Raw genomic sequence first — 16483 nt, 5'->3', positions numbered from 1 at the left:
ACCCCGTATGCTGACAAGCTTTTTTGGAAAATCTAACCCGATAAATTATTTAATCCTCGGGGTTTTTATTGTAGCAGGCTATTTATTGGGGTCAATTTCGCACAGTGAAATTTTTTTAACCCCTTCTTTATTGCTTACACACGCCATCTTTATAATAATTAGTGTGTTGAGTATGTTGCTGTTGGATTTCATAATCCGGAAAAACCATCTTACCAGCAACAATACCTATGCTATATTTTTCTTCACCTGTTTTCTGATAATGTTGCCCGTTATTTTTCTTCAGCATAAAATAATTTTAGCAAATGCTTTTCTATTATTGGCACTGCGTCGACTTATGAGTTTACGGAGCGATAAGAATTCAGAAAAAAAAATTCTGGATGCAAGTATTTGGATTACTCTAGCTTCCCTGTTCTATTTTTGGAGTATTTTACTCTTTATCCCACTGTGGATTGCCGTAGTGCAAAAACCCAATTCAAATTACAAACAAATGCTGGTTCCCTTTACGGGTTTTTTGGCAGTATTGGTAATTAATACCGCATACCAATTGCTGGTAAACAATACTTTTTCTTGGTTTATGAATTGGAGAGATGTGGTGGGTTTTGACTTTTCTGCCTATAATTCTGCGTCTATTTTAGTTCCCGTAACCATCATTTTAGCCTTTTACATTTGGACTGCAATCTACCGGATTTTAAAAATCTCAAAACTTTCCTTAAAAGAAAGGCCCAATCATCTTTTACTATTGTACGTTAGTATAACAACCTTTTTTATAGCGTTGGGAGCTCCCGAAAAAACAGGTTCGGAATTGCTTTTTATAATGGCGCCGATTGCAATTATAAGTGCTAATTATATTGAAAGTTCAGAAAAGGAACATTATCGCGAAAAAGATATTGCCGAATTTTGGTTTAAGGAAATTATGCTTGGGCTAATTTTAATATTGCCATTTGTTTTTCTCTTGTTATGACTTTGATACTTGAAAATATTGAGAAGGAACTTAAGCGCAGACACCAATATTCCTATAAATGGTTTCGGAAGCAGAATGATACGTGGGACAATTATACAAACTTCATCTACCAAACCTCCAGTTGGGACACACTTATTCGGAAGCTTGCAATTTTGGTGGAAATGCATGATTTTGACAAATTGCAAGTCTTTCAGTATGCCGCCAACCGTTGGTACAATTTCTGGAGCGCGCAGGCGGTGGAGCAGATATTTACTGAGATAGAAGGTATCGACCCTATTCCGGAAGCAAAAGATTCCGAAAAGGATTTTTACCTCTTCGGTATTCCCTTTGACCATAAAACCTCGGTCTTTCCGAAACAATTCAACCAAACCTTTGAATATGCCCAAACCCACAAAGCCGAACTGATTGAATGGCTCTACAAAAATCAAAGCACCCAGAAACGGCATCATTTCAAAAACCGTCTTTTTATTGTGGTTTATGCTGAAAATGGCGAACATTGGAAATTGAAGGCTGAAATCGGTTTGCTAAAAAATGCTATTCAAAAATATATAGCGACTTTCAGGCCGGAGCAGTTGCAATCATTTACTTTTGTTGCCGGACAGCAAACTTTAACCGATATTATCTGGGTTTCCAAATGAATTACATAGGCTCCAAACACAAACTCTCCAATTTCATTTTTGAAAATTTAAAGCACTCTTTTTAAACCAGATTGGCAACAAGAATTTCACTATCTTTGAAATATGAAAACATTATCCTTAAACATACCTGACGGTCTTGATATAGGGCCAAGCGAACTTGCAATATTTGTGGCATCTCGCCTTTATGAAAATGGTAAGTTGTCATTGGGCCAGGCAGCTGAAATGGCAGGCCTAACAAAACGTACTTTTATCGAGCTTTTGGGGCGTTATAATGTTTCCGTCTTCAATTATCCCGCTTCAGATTTAGCAAAGGATGTTGCCAATGCCTAAAACTATTATTTCCGATACCAGCTGTTTTATTATACTTACAAACATTGGGGAATTGGATATTTTGCAGAAAGTTTATGGGGAAGTAATAACAACACCTGAAGTGGCGTCAGAATTCGGAGAGCCACTGCCAGCATGGGTAATTATAAAATCGGCAACAGACTACTATCGTCAGGCTATTTTAGAAGTTCAAATAGACAAGGGCGAATCCAGTGCAATAGCTTTAGCTTTGGAAATTGAAAACAGCACAGTTATTTTAGATGACCTAAAGGCTAGAAAAATGGCTGAACATTTGGGAATATCCTACACTGGAACTATTGGAGTAGTAGTAAAAGCAAAACTGAAGGGGGTAATTCCTTCACTAAAACCAATCTTGCAAAAATTAAAGCAAACAGATTTCCGAATTTCTCTTGAACTTGAAACGGAAGCTCTTAGCCAAGCAAAAGAACTGCCTTAATGAACTACATAGGCTCCAAACACAAACTCTCCAAATTCATTTTTGAAACAGTTACCGAAACCTGCGGAAATGATCTTTCGCAAAAAACATTTTGCGACCTTTTTGCAGGAACTGGAATCGTTGGCCGAAACTTTAAACCCCACGTAAAACAGGTAATCGCCAATGATGTGGAGTATTACAGTTTTGTGCTGAACCGAAACTACATCGGCAATCATATTTCTTTTGAATACGAAGAATTCATTAATGAATTGAACGCTTTAAAAGGCAAAAAAGGCTTTATTTTTGAAAATTATTCCGAAGGAGGAAAAGCTGGCCGAAATTATTTCACATCAGAAAATGGGCAGAAAATTGATGCAGTCCGAATTCAAATTGAGGAATGGAAAAAAACCTCTCAAATATCCGAAAACAAGTTTTTCTTTCTGCTTGCTTCATTATTGGAAAGCGCCGATAAAGTTGCAAATACTGCTTCGGTTTACGGTGCGTATTTGAAACACATAAAAACTTCCGCAGCAAAAAGTCTTGTTATTAAACCTGCAGTTTTTCAGCAAACAACAAACTCACATCAAGTTTTTCAGCAGGACAGCAATGAGCTTATAAAGAAAATTGAAGGCGATATCCTCTATTTGGATCCGCCATACAATGCCCGTCAATACGGCGCCAACTATCATTTGCTGAATACTATCGCAAAATATGATACCTTTGTACCCAAGGGCAAAACCGGCCTGCGCGAATACTACAAAAGTGATTGGTGCAAAACCGGCGAAGTGATTAAAAGTTTTGGGGAATTAATTGAAAATGCACAATTTCCCTATATTTTTCTAAGTTACAACAACGAAGGATTGATGGGCCAAAAGGAAGTGCAAACGGTGATGGAACGCTTCGGAAAATATACGTTGAAAACCAAAAAATACCAACGTTTCAAAGCAGATAAAACCGAAAACCGAAACCACAAAGCTTCAAAAACTTTTGAATATTTACACATTTTAGAAAAATCATGAAATAGAAATTAACATCCCGATTTATTCCCCCTTTGAAGGGGGCTAGGGGGATGTTTTTTCATAAAAATAAAACTATGTTTTCAGACAAAGCCAACAAAATCTTCGCAGAGGTAATAAATAAATACCACGAAATAAACACTGTGGACCAACCTTTCAGCAATCCATACGATAAGGACAGTGATTTAATTGAACATCTACTATACCGGAAATGCTGGATAGACACCGTGCAGTGGCATTACGAAGACATAATCCGCGACCCGAATATTGACCCAGTGGGTGCCTTAAAGTTGAAGCGACAAATTGATGCCTCAAACCAGGACAGAACCGATATGGTTGAGTATATTGACAGTTATTTCCTCGAAAAATTCAATGATGTAAAAGTGAATGACAACGCGACAATTAATACCGAAAGTCCGGCATGGGGAATTGACCGCCTATCGATTTTGGCGCTGAAAATCTATCATATGAACGAAGAGGCAACCAGAACAGACGCTTCCCAAGAACATTTGATGGCCTGCAAAGCAAAGTTGAATATTCTGCTGGAACAACGTGTAGATTTGAGCACTGCCATCAACCAATTGCTGGACGATATTGCCCACGGCAGAAAGTACATGAAAGTTTACAAACAGATGAAAATGTACAATGACGAAGAGCTAAACCCAGTGCTTCGCGGTAAAAAATAATATTATTTTAAACCTAACAGGTTTTCAAAACCTGTTAGGTTTTTAGAAATAAAATGCCAAAACCCACCCACATACTAGTAATCCGCCTCTCCGCCATGGGCGACGTGGCCATGACCGTTCCCGTACTTCGCGTTTTGGCGCAAACCTATCCCGAATTAAAAATCACGGTACTTTCCCGTCCCTTTTTCAAACCTTTTTTTGAAGGAATAACCAATCTCAATTTTTTGGAAGCCGATGTGTATGGCGAACACAAACGACTGGGATTGATTAAATTGGCAAACGAAGCCAAGGATCTGAAAATTGATGCCGTTGCAGATCTTCATAATGTGATCCGTTCCAAAATAATCACAAAATATTTAAAGTTTAAAGGAATTGAAACCGCAACAATCGATAAGGGCAGGGCTGAAAAGAAAGCCTTGATAGCTGCCAAAGGTGAAAATATTTCACAATTAAAGACTACCCACCAGCGCTATGCCGATGTTTTTGAAAAGCTCGGTTTTCCAGTGGATTTAAATGATTTTTCAGCCCCACCACAAAAACGGTTGACCCCAAAACTCAATGGTCTTATTGGCGTAGAGCCAAAAAAGATCATTGGCATTGCGCCTTTTGCCGCTCATCAAAGTAAAATGTACCCTTTAGGTATGATGGCTGAGGTAATTCGCGAGCTAGATGAAACTGACAAATACCGAATCTTTCTTTTCGGCGGTGGAAAAAAAGAAATTGAACTTCTTAAAAAACTTGAAAACCCTTTCGCAAACGTTACCAGCGTTGCCGGAAAACTCACTTTTGAGGAAGAACTCGCCCTAATCTCAAATTTAGATCTAATGCTTTCCATGGATAGCGGCAACGGCCATTTGGCAGCTATGTACGGTGTGCCAGTGGTTACACTTTGGGGCGTGACGCACCCTTTTGCGGGATTTGTCCCTTTTAATCAGCCGGAAAGCAATCAATTAATGGCTGACAGAAAAAAATATCCGTTAATTCCTACATCCATTTACGGCAATAAATATCCTCCCAATTATGAGTTAGTGATAAATACGATACCACCTGAAACAGTGGTATCGAAAGTGGAAAAGGTTATATAGTTACCACACTAACTAAACTAATTTGGTCTTCAACTTGACAACGGCTCCTAAATCATTTATATTTACAAGTCTTTAACCCTACCATCTTCTTCTCTTACCTTACTGCTGTGGCTACCCGCCAAAAAAAGAACAAGAAGATATTTTACATATTAGACACACCATTATAACTCTATCCCGACTATATGCCGACTGTATGCCGACTGTATGCCGACTGTATGTCGACTCTATGCCGACCCAACCCCATAGATAACTTATATATACTCCCAAGATTCCCCGTAAAATGCCTTTTCTCAGGTGTCATTACAGTTCGCCTCTCCCTTGAGTTCTTTTCAAAATCAAATATATAGGGATTAACCATTTGAAAAACCTCTTTTAGAACCTATAGAAGAAGAAGGTTTGAATGAAATACCAGCTTAGCTATATAACGACACAGGAACCCTGCCCAAATTTTTTTGGAATTTGGAATTTCAAAAATTTGGAATTTCAACCTTTACACATCATCATAATCCACAACTACTTTCGGTGAAGTGGGATGCGCTTGGCAGGTAAGTATCAAACCATCCGCAATTTCAGCTTCGGTGAGGATTTGGTTTTTGCGCATTTCGGCTTTTCCTTCTTTCAATCGGGCGATGCAAGTACTGCAAATTCCGCCTTGACAGGAATATGGTGGGTCCAAACCTTCGTCCAGTGCAGCTTCCAAAATACTTTTGGTCTGTGGCATTTCAAAAGTTTCCTCTTCGTCATCAAGCAATACGGTTACACTTGTATTTCCATCATGCTTTTCAACCAATAATCCTTTTTCAGCAGTTGAAAAAAGCTCGTGATGAATTTGTTTTGTATTGATGCCGTTGTGCTTCAAGGTTGCGGAAACTTCGTCGATCATCTGTTCGGGGCCGCACAAATAAAAGGCTTCAAAAGTAATCTGCCCGTATTTATTTTTCAGATAAAAATTAACTAGGGAGCGACCTATTCTTCCAAATTGCGCATCGTCCAACTTTTCTCGACTATAGACGAATTCAACATCAAACCGCTCAGGGAATTTATCCTGCAACTGAACGATTTCGTCATAAAACATGGTTTCCTTTTTGTTCTGATTACCGTAAATAAGTAAAAACGAACTTTTGGGCATTTCTTCCAAAGTGCTTTTTATCAAGGAAAGCACGGGAGTTATCCCGCTTCCTGCGGCAAAGGCCACATAATTTTTAAGATTTGGCTCCAAAATAAATTTCCCAGTCGGCGGCATCACTTGCAGCGTATCGCCCGCTTTCAGGTCTTTGTTTGCATATTCTGAAAAAGCGCCTCTCTCCACTTTTTTCACGGCAACCTTCAGCAGGCCGCTTTTGGGTGAGCTACAAATGGAATAGGCCCGGCGCAATTCTTTTCCACCAGCTTGGTGTTTTATAGTAATGTATTGACCAGCTTTAAAAGCAAACAAATTTTTTAAATTATCGGGAACTTGAAAGCTGATAGAAACTGAATTTGGAGTCTCTTTTTTTACTTCGGAAACAGTAAGCGCGTGAAATTCGCTCATAATTGTGAAATTTTTCTGCAAAAGTACAAAGGAAATCAAGGAAACAAAGCTTCAGCGCCCTTAATATGAAGCATTTTTTCGGCGTTTGGGTAAGCAGATATTAAAAAGAAATGTATTTTTACCGCTCTTTAGTGATTCTACATACTAAAATAGAACCTTTTAAGTTTGAATATTATATAAATCGAAACCGTTTTGAAGGGCACATATAAAATTACACTATTTTTTCTCGCTGTTTTATTTTTGGCAGCGTGTTCACGCAAAAAAAATACATTCCTAAACCGCAACGTTCACGCGGTTACTACTGAATACAATACATTATACAATGGCGAAATGGCTTTTACGGATGCCAAAGAACAACTGGCCTATGGATTTCGCGACAACTTTTGGGAAATACTACCCGTAGAACGTATTGAAATCAAAGAAGCTGAAACCAAAGCTCCCGGAGCAGCCAAAGGTGAAGGCGCAGGAGGCTTTAACCGTGCCGAGGAAAAGGCCGCAAAAGCGATCCAAAAACATTCCATGTACATTGATGGAAAGGAATACAATCCACAGATTGATGAAGCCTATATGCTGTTGGGAAAAGCACGTTATTATGACGGGCGTTTTATTCCTGCATTGGACGCTTTCAACTTTATTTTGGACCGTTACCCAACTAGCAACAATATTAACATTGCAAAAGTTTGGAAAGCGAAGACAAATATTCGTTTGAACAATGAGGAATTTGCTATAGAGAATCTCCAAAAAATGTTTGACCAAGCAGAATTGAAAAAAGAGGAAATAGCTGATGGTGCAGCAATGATGTCACAGGCATTTATCAATTTGGATTCTTTGCAGCCAGCCCTTGAGTATATAAAAATGGCTTCTGAAAACGTAAAAGATAAAGAACTGAAAGGAAGATATACTTTTATAAAGGGTCAAATTTACAACCGCTTAGGAGAAAAAGACAGCGCAAACATTGCTTTTGATGAGGTAATTGATATGAACCGCAAAACTTCCAGGGCTTATTTGATCAATGCCTATTTAGAAAAAGGGAAAAACTTTGACTACGAAAAAGGAGACCGATTAGCATTTTTAGAACTGTTGCAAGACCTTGAAAAAAATCGTGAAAATCGTCCGTTCTTGGATAAAATTTACAATCAGTTTGGCGATTATTACCGCAACAGCGACAGTATAGAAACTGCAGTAAAATATTATAACAAATCTATCAAAGCTTTTAAACAGGATAGAATTCTTCAGTCAGTAAATTATCAAACCCTTGCAGAAATAAACTTTGACAATGCAAAGTATAAAACTGCAGGAGCCTATTATGATAGTACCCTCACTTTCCTTGAGGCTAAAAGTCGCCAGTGGAGACGCATTACCAAAAAACGTGAAAACCTGGACGATGTTATCAAATATGAAGACATTGCAACAACAAACGACAGTATCCTGAAATTAACCAAAATGAGCGAGGCAGAACAGCTTGCTTATTTTACAGAGTATACAACAAAACTGAAAGAGCAGGCCGTAAAAGATTCTTTGGAAGCGGTTAAAGTTGAACAAAAAATAGCAAATAAGGAGTTTTACGAAAAAGGAAAAACTGCCGCGGGTCCTAACAAAGGAAGCACCTTCTACTTTTATAACACCTCAACCGTCGCTTATGGTAAAGGAGAATTCAGAAAAGTATGGGGAGACAGAAAGCTAGAGGACAATTGGAGACTTTCAAGTAAAAGAACTTCTTTGATTGACAATGATGATGAGATAGCCAACACTACGCCAATTGCAGAAAACGAGCTGTACAAACCACAAACCTATATTGCGAAAATCCCTACTGACCAAAAGGTAATTGACAGTTTGGCAAAAGACAGAAACTTTGCTTACTATCAATTAGGACTGATTTACAAAGAAAAATTTAAGGAATATAACCTAGCAGCCAATAGACTTGAAAAACTGCTTACCTACAATCCCGAAGAGCGATTGGTAGTACCCGCAAAATACAATTTGGTGAAGATTTATGAAATTCTTGAAAACCCTTCGTCGGCAGACAAATACCGAAATGATGTTTTGACCAACCATGCAGACACACGTTATGCTGAAATTCTTCGTAATCCAAACTCACAGTTGCCAACAGATGAATCCAGCCCTGAGTACAAGTATAAGCAATTGTACAAAGAATTTGAAGCTGCAAAATATGCCGAAGTTATCCAAAAAGCTGATGAGTATATGTTAATATATAATGGTAACGACATAGTTCCTAAATTCGAGCTTTTAAAAGCTACCGCCATTGGTCGCCAGCAAGGTTTTGAAGCCTATAAAAAAGCATTGAATTTTGTTTCCCTTAATTATCCAAGTACCGAAGAAGGAAAACAAGCACAGCAAATTTACAGCAACACCTTGCCGCTTCTGGCCGTTAAGGATTTTGTGCCCGAAGAAGGAACCAAAAGCTGGAAATTAGTTTATAAATTCAGTAAGGAGGATGCTGAAGCAGCACAACAGTTAAAGGAAAAACTTGATAAAGCGATAGAAGATTTCCGTTATACAAACATGACAACCTCTGTGGATTACTACGATCCCCAAACCAGATTTGTGATTGTTCATGGGCTGAATACAAAAATGGGCGCTCGTGGTTTTGGCGATGTGCTAAAAGAAAAGAAAGAATATAAAATCAAACATCCATTCTTTGAAATTTCATCTCCAAATTATAAAATCATCCAAATCCATAAAAACCTGGACGAATATTTACAGCAGGATGTAACCGAATAAACGCCTACTAACAAACCGAACAACAGAATAGTAACTTTTAAAACCAACTGCTATGTTTTCAGACAAAAAAGAAAAGCGAATTGCCGCCGAACCTGGCGCCGCTCAAAATAGAATAAATGAGGGGACCAAATTAAAAGGCGATGTCTCTTCTACGGGATTTTTTAGAATTGACGGCACAGTTGAAGGTAACGTAAAAACCCCTTCAAAAGTTGTTTTGGGAAAGACGGGCGTTATTATAGGAACGCTTACTTGCGAAAATGCTGACATTGAAGGCAAATTTGAAGGCAATCTTCAAGTGTCCGGAACCCTTTCTTTACGATCCACGGCGGTAATTGAAGGCGATGTAACTGTTGGCAAACTGGCTGTTGAGCCAGGTGCCACTATGAACGCCTCTTGTGTAATGCAGGACGGGAAACCGAAAAGCGCCACAGCTTTAAACCAAACTACCGCTGAAAATTCCAAAGCACATCCTTTTGATCGCCAACAGCGCATCAAAAAAGCAGCTGTGGAGACTGATCTCGACGATTAATCTATAATAATTATGGCTAAGGGAGACAACAGTCTTAAAAGATGGGCCATTCTGTCGGGTATCGGCATACAAATGGGCGTTATTATTTATCTTTTTGTAAAACTGGGCCAATGGCTGGACGGCAAATATTCTGATGGCGGAAAAACGTTTCTTATTATTTGTACCCTTGTAGGGGTTGGTGCTTCGCTTTTTTTGGTAATTAAACAGACCAATAAATTGAATTCCTAATTTTTAATGAAAAAAGCTACTTTCAAATTTTTGGCAATTCTTTTATTGGTATTGGCTATAGTTTTTGCCGCACACCTATTTATATTGCAAAATATGGAATTGCCTATTTTTGCAGATAGAATTGTGCTTTCCTATGTGATTAATTATGCATTGGCAGCAGCTATTTTAATCTTCATTCAATCTAAATTCAACAAAAAATCTTCGCACACAGGATTTATTTTTTTAGGGGGAAGTGGATTAAAGTTTTTGGTATTCTTCTTTATTTTCTACCCTTTTTATCGCGAAGACGGAACAATGGCAACTTCGGAATTTGCTGCTTTTTTTGTTCCATACGCCACTTGTTTGATTTTAGAAGTGGCATTTCTTTCAAAACAGCTTAATAATCAGGATTTTTAGCAGATTTCTTCCGAAGAAAAAAACACAAAAAATAGTTTTTTGTTTCTAAGAAAGAAATGTATTTTTGCACCGATTTTAAGGACACCGTTATTTGTTCAAAGATGCAAAGAAAAACATTGGTTAGAATACTTTCAGTTTTATTGTTTATCACTTCTTTTTCAGCTGTGGCACAAGATGAGCACACAGCGGAAGCAAAAGAAATCCTTCCAGAAGGCAAAACAAAAAAGGAAGAGATAAAAGAATTTATAAACCATCACTTGATGGATTCGCACGATTTTAATCTTTTCGGATCCACAGATGAAGAAACCGGTAAGATACACCATTACGGCTTCCCGCTTCCAGTAATTCTTTGGGATGGCGGTCTTCACACATTTATGTCTTCAGAGTTTCACCACGGTGAGAATGTTGTTGAGTCAAACGGTAATTACTACAAACTTTACCACAGTAAAATATACAGGACCGATGCGGAAGGTACCATCAACTATGATGAGGATCACCACCCAACAAATGTTCGTCCTTTAGATTTCTCAATTACCAAAAGTGTTTTAATGATGCTTGTTGTTGGTCTTTTACTTGTATGGTTGTTCACCAGTCTTGCCAAAAGCTATGCAAAAAACGGAAGTCTGCCAAAAGGTCTTGGTCGTTTTTTCGAGCCTGTCGTGCTTTACATTCGTGACGACATTGCCATTGCAAACATCGGCGAGAATAAATACAAAAAATACATGCCGTTCCTTTTAACCGTATTCTTCTTTATATGGTTCTTGAATATGTTCGGCCTTACGCCGCTTGGTGTAAACGTAACTGGAAACATTGCGGTTACCACTGCTTTGGCAATCATCGTTTTCTTGATTACCACCTTTACCGGAACAAAAGATTACTGGAAACATATTTTTGATCCATTGGGTGACGGAATGCCTTGGATCGGTAAAATTTTCATATATATCATTCTAGTTCCTATCGAAGTTTTAGGGATGTTTATTAAGCCTTTCGCACTACTTATACGTTTGTACGCAAACATGACAGCGGGCCACGTGGTAATGATGAGCTTGATCGGGTTGATATTTATTTTCAAAAGTTGGATTGGCGGACCCTTGTCCTTCGGACTTGCATTTGCAATCATGCTTATTGAATTATTGGTAGCATTGCTACAAGCATATATTTTCACAATGTTGGCAGCCTTGTATTTTGGTTTTGCGAGTGAATCTCACGAGCATCACGAAGAGCACGAAGGAGAGATACAGCATTTGTAAAAACATATAAATTGTCAGGCTGAGCTTGTCGAAGCCTTTCGCATTAAAAAGAGTGTTTAATTTTTAAATATATATATTATGACAATTCCAACTATTGTAGGAGCAGGTTTAGCAGTAATCGGTGCCGGTATCGGTATCGGTATGATCGGTGGGAAAGCTATGGAAGCTATCGCACGTCAGCCTGAGGCTTACGGAAAAATTCAAACAGCAATGCTTATTGCAGCGGCGCTTATTGAAGGTATTGGTTTCGCTGCGATTTTCGCAGGGTAATCAAAAAAAATTGACAAACGGCTGTGACGGTTGGTTACAGCTGTTTGTTACATTTAAAATTGAGCATACAGTTTAAATTAAATAAATATCCGCCACGGCGGCCATTAATATGGAAAAATTAATTAACGACTTTTCATTCGGACTTTTCTTTTGGCAAATAATCATATTTGTGTTGTTGCTTTTGTTGCTTCGCAAATTTGCTTGGAAACCAATCCTAAACGCGGTTAACGATCGTGAAGAAGGAATTAAAAATGCATTGGATTCTGCTGAAAAAGCAAAACTTGAAATGCAAAACCTTCAGGCAGATAACGAAAAATTATTGCAGGAAGCTCGTGCAGAACGTGAAGTAATGTTGAAGGAAGCTCGCGAGATAAAGGCAAAAATGATTGCTGACGCAAAAGAGGAAGCAAAAGCTGAGGCTGACAAAACCGTTGCCCAAGCACAAGCCGCTATCGAAAGCGAAAAGAAATCAGCTATCGCAGAATTGAAACAACAAGTAGCAAGTCTTTCTCTGGAAATTGCCGAGAAAGTAGTAAAACACGAACTTTCCGATAAAGACAAGCAATTGAAACTTGTTGACGAAATGTTGGGCGACGCAAAATTAAACTAAGATTCAATGAGCAGAGCAGCGATAAGATACGCGAAAGCAATTTTGCAGAAAGCGAACGAAAACAACACAGAAGCTGTTGTTTTTGGCGATATGCAATCTGTTTACAAAACCATTGAAGACAGCCGCGAATTGCAAGCAGTACTTCAAAGCCCGGTAATTAAGGCCAACGATAAAAAGGAGGCTTTGCTGAAAATTTTCAGCGGACAGTCAGAAATTACGCATTCGCTTATCAATATTCTGGTTGACAATAAACGTACTTCATTATTAGGAAATGTAGCAAAAAGCTATGTTGATCTTTACAATGAAGCACAGGGTGTAAAAGTTGCAACCGTAATTACAGCCGTTCCCCTTTCTTCAGAGTTGGAAAGTAAGGTTATGGCGAAAGTAAAGGAATTAACGGGAAGCGAAAAAGTAACGCTTAAAAATGAAATTGACCCAGCAATCATAGGAGGATTTGTTCTCCGCGTTGGCGATATTCAATACAACGCGAGCATCGCGAACCAATTAGGAAATTTAAAAAGAGAATTCAGTAAATCAATATAATTTTTTGTGTCACCCTGAGCTGAGCTTGTGCTGAGCGCAGCCGAAGCAAAGGGTAAAATCATAAATACAAATAAAATGGCAGAAGTAAAACCAGCTGAAGTATCAGCAATATTAAAGCAACAACTTACAGGCTTTGAAGCTACCGCTTCCCTGGATGAAGTAGGAACTGTTTTAACCGTGGGTGACGGTATTGTGCGTGCATACGGACTTTCAAACGCCCAGTACGGCGAATTGGTAGCCTTTGAAAGCGGTCTTGAAGGTATTGTATTGAACCTTGAGGAAGATAACGTAGGTATCGTACTTTTAGGTCCTTCTAAAGAAATTAAGGAAGGTTCAACCGTAAAGCGTACCCAGCGTATCGCTTCGCTTAAAGTAGGTGAAGGTATCGTTGGCCGTGTGGTAAACACCCTTGGTGAGCCTATTGACGGTAAAGGTCCAATCACTGGTGAAACATACGAAATGCCATTGGAGCGTAAAGCTCCGGGTGTAATTTACCGCCAGCCGGTAACTGAGCCACTTCAAACTGGTATTAAGTCTATTGATGCAATGATTCCAGTGGGCCGTGGCCAGCGTGAGCTTGTTATTGGTGACCGTCAAACTGGTAAATCTACCGTTTGTATCGATACCATTTTGAACCAAAAAGAATTTTACGATGCAGGCGAGCCTGTATATTGTATATATGTAGCAGTTGGGCAAAAAGCTTCAACTGTTGCAAACATTGCACAGGTTCTGGAAGAAAAAGGCGCTTTGGCTTACACAACCATCGTTGCTGCAAACGCATCAGATCCTGCGCCTATGCAGGTTTATGCTCCTTTCGCAGGTGCTGCAATTGGTGAGTACTTCCGTGATACAGGTCGTCCAGCATTGATTGTTTATGATGATCTTTCAAAACAAGCGGTAGCATACCGTGAGGTTTCCCTTTTGCTTCGTCGTCCACCGGGACGTGAGGCGTATCCTGGAGACGTGTTCTTCCTTCACTCAAGATTGTTGGAGCGTGCCGCGAAAGTAATTGCCGATGATGATATTGCAAAGGAAATGAACGACCTTCCAGAATCATTAAAAGGAATCGTAAAAGGAGGAGGTTCATTAACAGCACTTCCTATTATTGAAACACAAGCGGGTGACGTTTCGGCGTATATCCCAACAAACGTAATTTCGATTACCGATGGGCAGATTTTCCTTGATGGGGATTTGTTCAACGCAGGGGTTCGTCCAGCTATTAACGTAGGTATTTCGGTATCGCGTGTGGGTGGTAACGCTCAGATTAAATCTATGAAAAAGGTAGCAGGTACTTTGAAACTGGATCAAGCAGCTTTCCGTGAATTGGAAGCGTTCGCAAAATTCGGATCAGATTTGGATGCCGCAACCCTTAACGTAATTGAAAAAGGAAAACGTAACGTAGAAATTTTGAAGCAATCTGAAAACGATCCGTACACTGTAGAAGATCAAATTGCAGTTATCTACGCAGGTTCCAAAAACCTAATGCGTAACGTTCCTGTAGATAAGATTAAGGAATTTGAAAGAGATTACCTAGAAATGTTGAACCTTAAGCACAGAGACACGCTTAACGATCTTAAAGCTGGTAAACTTACAGATGAAGCAATTGATGTAATGACATCCGTTGCCGCAGACCTTTCAGCGAAATATAAGAAATAAGAAATCTTTGCGCCCTTTGCGCCTCTGCGGTTATTTTTCCACCGCAGAGGCGCAGAGAATGCAGAGTAACACAATAAAAAGAAATGGCGAATCTTAAGGAAATTAGAAACAGAATATCATCCGTCGGGTCAACGATGCAGATTACCAGTGCCATGAAAATGGTTTCTGCTGCAAAGTTGAAAAAGGCGCAGGATGCCATTACAGCAATGCGTCCCTATTCTGAAAAACTTACCGAACTATTGCAAAACCTAAGCGCCACGCTTGATGCCGATACTGGCAGTAAGTACTCAGACCAGCGCGAGGCAAACAAAATTTTGGTTGTTGCCATTACCAGTAACCGTGGTTTGGCGGGAGCATTCAATAGTAATATCATAAAGGAAGCACGTAATTTGGCTGCAAATACATACGCAGGGAAGCAAGTGGATTTTATGACCCTCGGAAAAAAAGGAAACGATATTCTAAAGAAAACAGGAACGGTTATCGAAAACAACAACGGTATTTTTGATGATCTTTCTTTTGAAAATACTTCAGAAATCGCCGAAAAATTGATGCTTCTTTTTTCCGAAGGGAAATACGACCGTATTGTAGTTGTTTACAACCACTTTAAAAATGCTGCAACGCAATTGGTAATGACAGAGCAGTTTTTGCCAATTCTGCCTCCAAAACAAATTGAGGGACAGGAAGCAAAAACCAGCGAAACCTTCTATATTTTTGAACCTTCAAAAGAAGAGATTGTTGAGGCCTTGATTCCGAAAAGCTTGAAAACACAGTTATTCAAAGCACTTCGCGACAGCGTTGCCAGTGAGCACGGAGCACGTATGACGGCAATGCACAAAGCAACCGACAACGCAACCGAACTTCGCGATTCGTTGAAACTTCAATACAACAAAGCACGACAGGCTGCCATTACAAACGAAATCCTTGAGATTGTTGGTGGTGCGGAAGCATTGGCAGGATAATATTTTCCGCTTCAATCGATAAATTTTCATCAAACCTCACAGGTTTTCAAAACCTGTGAGGTTTTTTGTTTCATATTATTCGTAAATTTATGAAATGATAAAAAATATGAAAACCATAGCCATAATTTTGACTTTGCCTATTTTACTTTTCAGTTTATCCAATTGCGGCGGAGCGCAGAATAATAAAGGAAAAATGACACTCGAGCAAAACCCTCCCTTTAAAATTGCCGAAGCATACTACCAAAACTGGGTGGCAGGTATAAAAGAAGGTGGTTCAGGAACGAATGTGCATATTACTTTCAGTGAAATAGATCCAGATGTTGTTATTCAAAATATTTACTTCAGAAAGCATATTCTTGAAGCAAAAGGGAATATAAACGAACCAAAACATTTTGTGGGGTATCTAAAAAACGAGATGCAACGCGACATAATTATGGATTCAGATCCTATAAAAGAAGCACAAAACACACCCCAAAAGGAATTTCCTTTTCAATTGGAGGAAAACCAAGCAGTGATAGAGTATTGGTTTGGGGGAAAGAAAAATTATTACAAAATTGAAAATCTTTCACAAAAGGAAATGATTCCCTATCCGCAGGCAAACCCGAATCAACACGAATAGT

Annotated in this window: 19 protein-coding genes; 18 read left to right on the top strand and 1 reads right to left on the bottom strand. The window is 39.0% G+C overall.

Annotated features, from left to right (window positions below; translation table 11 throughout):
• Nucleotides 1–7 precede the first annotated feature (7 nt).
• The 7 genes from AC58DT_RS07655 (at nt 8) to AC58DT_RS07625 (ending at nt 5149) form a co-directional block, all read left to right on the top strand.
• A complete protein-coding gene (locus AC58DT_RS07655) occupies nt 8–961 on the top strand; it encodes a DUF6427 family protein (RefSeq protein ID WP_497216280.1) in 954 nt (317 codons plus the stop codon).
• Complete coding sequence (locus AC58DT_RS07650) at nt 958–1599, top strand: hypothetical protein (RefSeq protein ID WP_497216279.1); 642 nt, start codon at nt 958–960, stop codon at nt 1597–1599. Before AC58DT_RS07655 ends, AC58DT_RS07650 begins: the two co-directional genes overlap by 4 nt.
• 102 nt (nt 1600–1701) lie before the next feature.
• Nucleotides 1702–1929 (top strand): UPF0175 family protein, encoded by a 228-nt coding sequence (locus AC58DT_RS07645; protein ID WP_410006556.1) that lies wholly within the window; start codon nt 1702–1704, stop codon nt 1927–1929.
• Complete coding sequence (locus AC58DT_RS07640) at nt 1913–2383, top strand: PIN domain-containing protein (RefSeq protein ID WP_497216278.1); 471 nt, start codon at nt 1913–1915, stop codon at nt 2381–2383. The genes AC58DT_RS07645 and AC58DT_RS07640 overlap by 17 nt, the downstream gene beginning before the upstream one ends.
• Nucleotides 2383–3381, top strand: coding sequence for a DNA adenine methylase (locus AC58DT_RS07635; RefSeq protein ID WP_497216277.1), 999 nt, complete (start codon nt 2383–2385; stop codon nt 3379–3381). Before AC58DT_RS07640 ends, AC58DT_RS07635 begins: the two co-directional genes overlap by 1 nt.
• A 74-nt stretch (nt 3382–3455) precedes the next feature.
• Nucleotides 3456–4064, top strand: coding sequence for a DUF4254 domain-containing protein (locus AC58DT_RS07630; protein ID WP_497216276.1), 609 nt, complete (start codon nt 3456–3458; stop codon nt 4062–4064).
• Between the two features lie 53 nt (nt 4065–4117).
• Nucleotides 4118–5149: a glycosyltransferase family 9 protein gene (locus AC58DT_RS07625; RefSeq protein ID WP_497216275.1), complete on the top strand. Its 1032-nt coding sequence runs from the start codon at nt 4118–4120 to the stop codon at nt 5147–5149.
• A gap of 490 nt (nt 5150–5639) precedes the next feature.
• Here the strand turns inward: AC58DT_RS07625 and AC58DT_RS07620 are convergent, their stop codons facing one another.
• Complete coding sequence (locus AC58DT_RS07620) at nt 5640–6680, bottom strand: 2Fe-2S iron-sulfur cluster-binding protein (protein WP_497216274.1); 1041 nt, start codon at nt 6678–6680, stop codon at nt 5640–5642.
• Between the two features lie 192 nt (nt 6681–6872).
• On the opposite strand from AC58DT_RS07620, the gene porW reads away from it, so the two are divergent.
• The 11 genes from porW (at nt 6873) to AC58DT_RS07565 (ending at nt 16482) form a co-directional block, all read left to right on the top strand.
• Complete coding sequence (gene porW / locus AC58DT_RS07615) at nt 6873–9422, top strand: type IX secretion system periplasmic lipoprotein PorW/SprE (RefSeq protein ID WP_497216273.1); 2550 nt, start codon at nt 6873–6875, stop codon at nt 9420–9422.
• A gap of 52 nt (nt 9423–9474) precedes the next feature.
• A complete protein-coding gene (locus AC58DT_RS07610) occupies nt 9475–9951 on the top strand; it encodes a bactofilin family protein (RefSeq protein WP_497216272.1) in 477 nt (158 codons plus the stop codon).
• 12 nt (nt 9952–9963) lie between these two features.
• Nucleotides 9964–10179, top strand: a complete 216-nt coding sequence (locus tag AC58DT_RS07605) for an AtpZ/AtpI family protein (RefSeq protein ID WP_497216271.1) — start codon at nt 9964–9966, stop codon at nt 10177–10179.
• 6 nt (nt 10180–10185) lie between these two features.
• Entirely contained in the window at nt 10186–10575 is a 390-nt protein-coding gene (locus tag AC58DT_RS07600; protein WP_497216270.1) for a DUF6168 family protein, read from the top strand.
• A 101-nt stretch (nt 10576–10676) separates the two neighbouring features.
• The gene (gene atpB / locus AC58DT_RS07595; protein ID WP_497216269.1) at nt 10677–11825 is read left to right on the top strand and encodes a F0F1 ATP synthase subunit A; all 1149 of its coding nucleotides are present in this window, start codon (nt 10677–10679) and stop codon (nt 11823–11825) included.
• 78 nt (nt 11826–11903) lie between these two features.
• Complete coding sequence (gene atpE, locus AC58DT_RS07590; RefSeq protein WP_034260124.1) at nt 11904–12095, top strand: ATP synthase F0 subunit C; 192 nt, start codon at nt 11904–11906, stop codon at nt 12093–12095.
• A 109-nt stretch (nt 12096–12204) separates the two neighbouring features.
• Nucleotides 12205–12705: a F0F1 ATP synthase subunit B gene (locus AC58DT_RS07585; RefSeq protein WP_497216268.1), complete on the top strand. Its 501-nt coding sequence runs from the start codon at nt 12205–12207 to the stop codon at nt 12703–12705.
• 6 nt (nt 12706–12711) lie between these two features.
• Nucleotides 12712–13248 (top strand): ATP synthase F1 subunit delta, encoded by a 537-nt coding sequence (gene atpH / locus AC58DT_RS07580; protein WP_497216267.1) that lies wholly within the window; start codon nt 12712–12714, stop codon nt 13246–13248.
• Between the two features lie 75 nt (nt 13249–13323).
• Nucleotides 13324–14904, top strand: coding sequence for a F0F1 ATP synthase subunit alpha (gene atpA / locus AC58DT_RS07575; protein WP_497216266.1), 1581 nt, complete (start codon nt 13324–13326; stop codon nt 14902–14904).
• Between the two features lie 83 nt (nt 14905–14987).
• A complete protein-coding gene (gene atpG, locus AC58DT_RS07570) occupies nt 14988–15863 on the top strand; it encodes an ATP synthase F1 subunit gamma (protein WP_497216265.1) in 876 nt (291 codons plus the stop codon).
• 106 nt (nt 15864–15969) lie between these two features.
• Nucleotides 15970–16482 (top strand): hypothetical protein, encoded by a 513-nt coding sequence (locus AC58DT_RS07565; RefSeq protein ID WP_497216264.1) that lies wholly within the window; start codon nt 15970–15972, stop codon nt 16480–16482.
• The last annotated feature ends 1 nt before the right edge of the window (nt 16483 follow it).

The sequence above is a fragment of the Aequorivita sp. CRS11 genome, from assembly GCF_059693805.1.
This window is presented reverse-complemented; position numbering and strand designations above follow the sequence as displayed.

Bases quoted from the DNA above. Each gene is read 5' to 3' on its own strand.
- AC58DT_RS07585 (WP_497216268.1), top strand. From the start codon at position 12,205: ATGGAAAAATTAATTAACGACTTTTCATTCGGACTTTTCTTTTGGCAA.
- AC58DT_RS07610 (WP_497216272.1), top strand. From the start codon at position 9,475: ATGTTTTCAGACAAAAAAGAAAAGCGAATTGCCGCCGAACCTGGCGCC.
- AC58DT_RS07620 (WP_497216274.1), bottom strand. From the start codon at position 6,680: ATGAGCGAATTTCACGCGCTTACTGTTTCCGAAGTAAAAAAAGAGACT.
- AC58DT_RS07655 (WP_497216280.1), top strand. From the start codon at position 8: ATGCTGACAAGCTTTTTTGGAAAATCTAACCCGATAAATTATTTAATC.
- atpG (WP_497216265.1), top strand. From the start codon at position 14,988: ATGGCGAATCTTAAGGAAATTAGAAACAGAATATCATCCGTCGGGTCA.
- AC58DT_RS07640 (WP_497216278.1), top strand. From the start codon at position 1,913: ATGTTGCCAATGCCTAAAACTATTATTTCCGATACCAGCTGTTTTATT.
- atpE (WP_034260124.1), top strand. From the start codon at position 11,904: ATGACAATTCCAACTATTGTAGGAGCAGGTTTAGCAGTAATCGGTGCC.
- AC58DT_RS07600 (WP_497216270.1), top strand. From the start codon at position 10,186: ATGAAAAAAGCTACTTTCAAATTTTTGGCAATTCTTTTATTGGTATTG.
- AC58DT_RS07635 (WP_497216277.1), top strand. From the start codon at position 2,383: ATGAACTACATAGGCTCCAAACACAAACTCTCCAAATTCATTTTTGAA.
- AC58DT_RS07650 (WP_497216279.1), top strand. From the start codon at position 958: ATGACTTTGATACTTGAAAATATTGAGAAGGAACTTAAGCGCAGACAC.
- atpA (WP_497216266.1), top strand. From the start codon at position 13,324: ATGGCAGAAGTAAAACCAGCTGAAGTATCAGCAATATTAAAGCAACAA.
- atpH (WP_497216267.1), top strand. From the start codon at position 12,712: ATGAGCAGAGCAGCGATAAGATACGCGAAAGCAATTTTGCAGAAAGCG.
- AC58DT_RS07565 (WP_497216264.1), top strand. From the start codon at position 15,970: ATGAAAACCATAGCCATAATTTTGACTTTGCCTATTTTACTTTTCAGT.
- AC58DT_RS07630 (WP_497216276.1), top strand. From the start codon at position 3,456: ATGTTTTCAGACAAAGCCAACAAAATCTTCGCAGAGGTAATAAATAAA.
- AC58DT_RS07605 (WP_497216271.1), top strand. From the start codon at position 9,964: ATGGCTAAGGGAGACAACAGTCTTAAAAGATGGGCCATTCTGTCGGGT.
- atpB (WP_497216269.1), top strand. From the start codon at position 10,677: ATGCAAAGAAAAACATTGGTTAGAATACTTTCAGTTTTATTGTTTATC.
- AC58DT_RS07645 (WP_410006556.1), top strand. From the start codon at position 1,702: ATGAAAACATTATCCTTAAACATACCTGACGGTCTTGATATAGGGCCA.
- AC58DT_RS07625 (WP_497216275.1), top strand. From the start codon at position 4,118: ATGCCAAAACCCACCCACATACTAGTAATCCGCCTCTCCGCCATGGGC.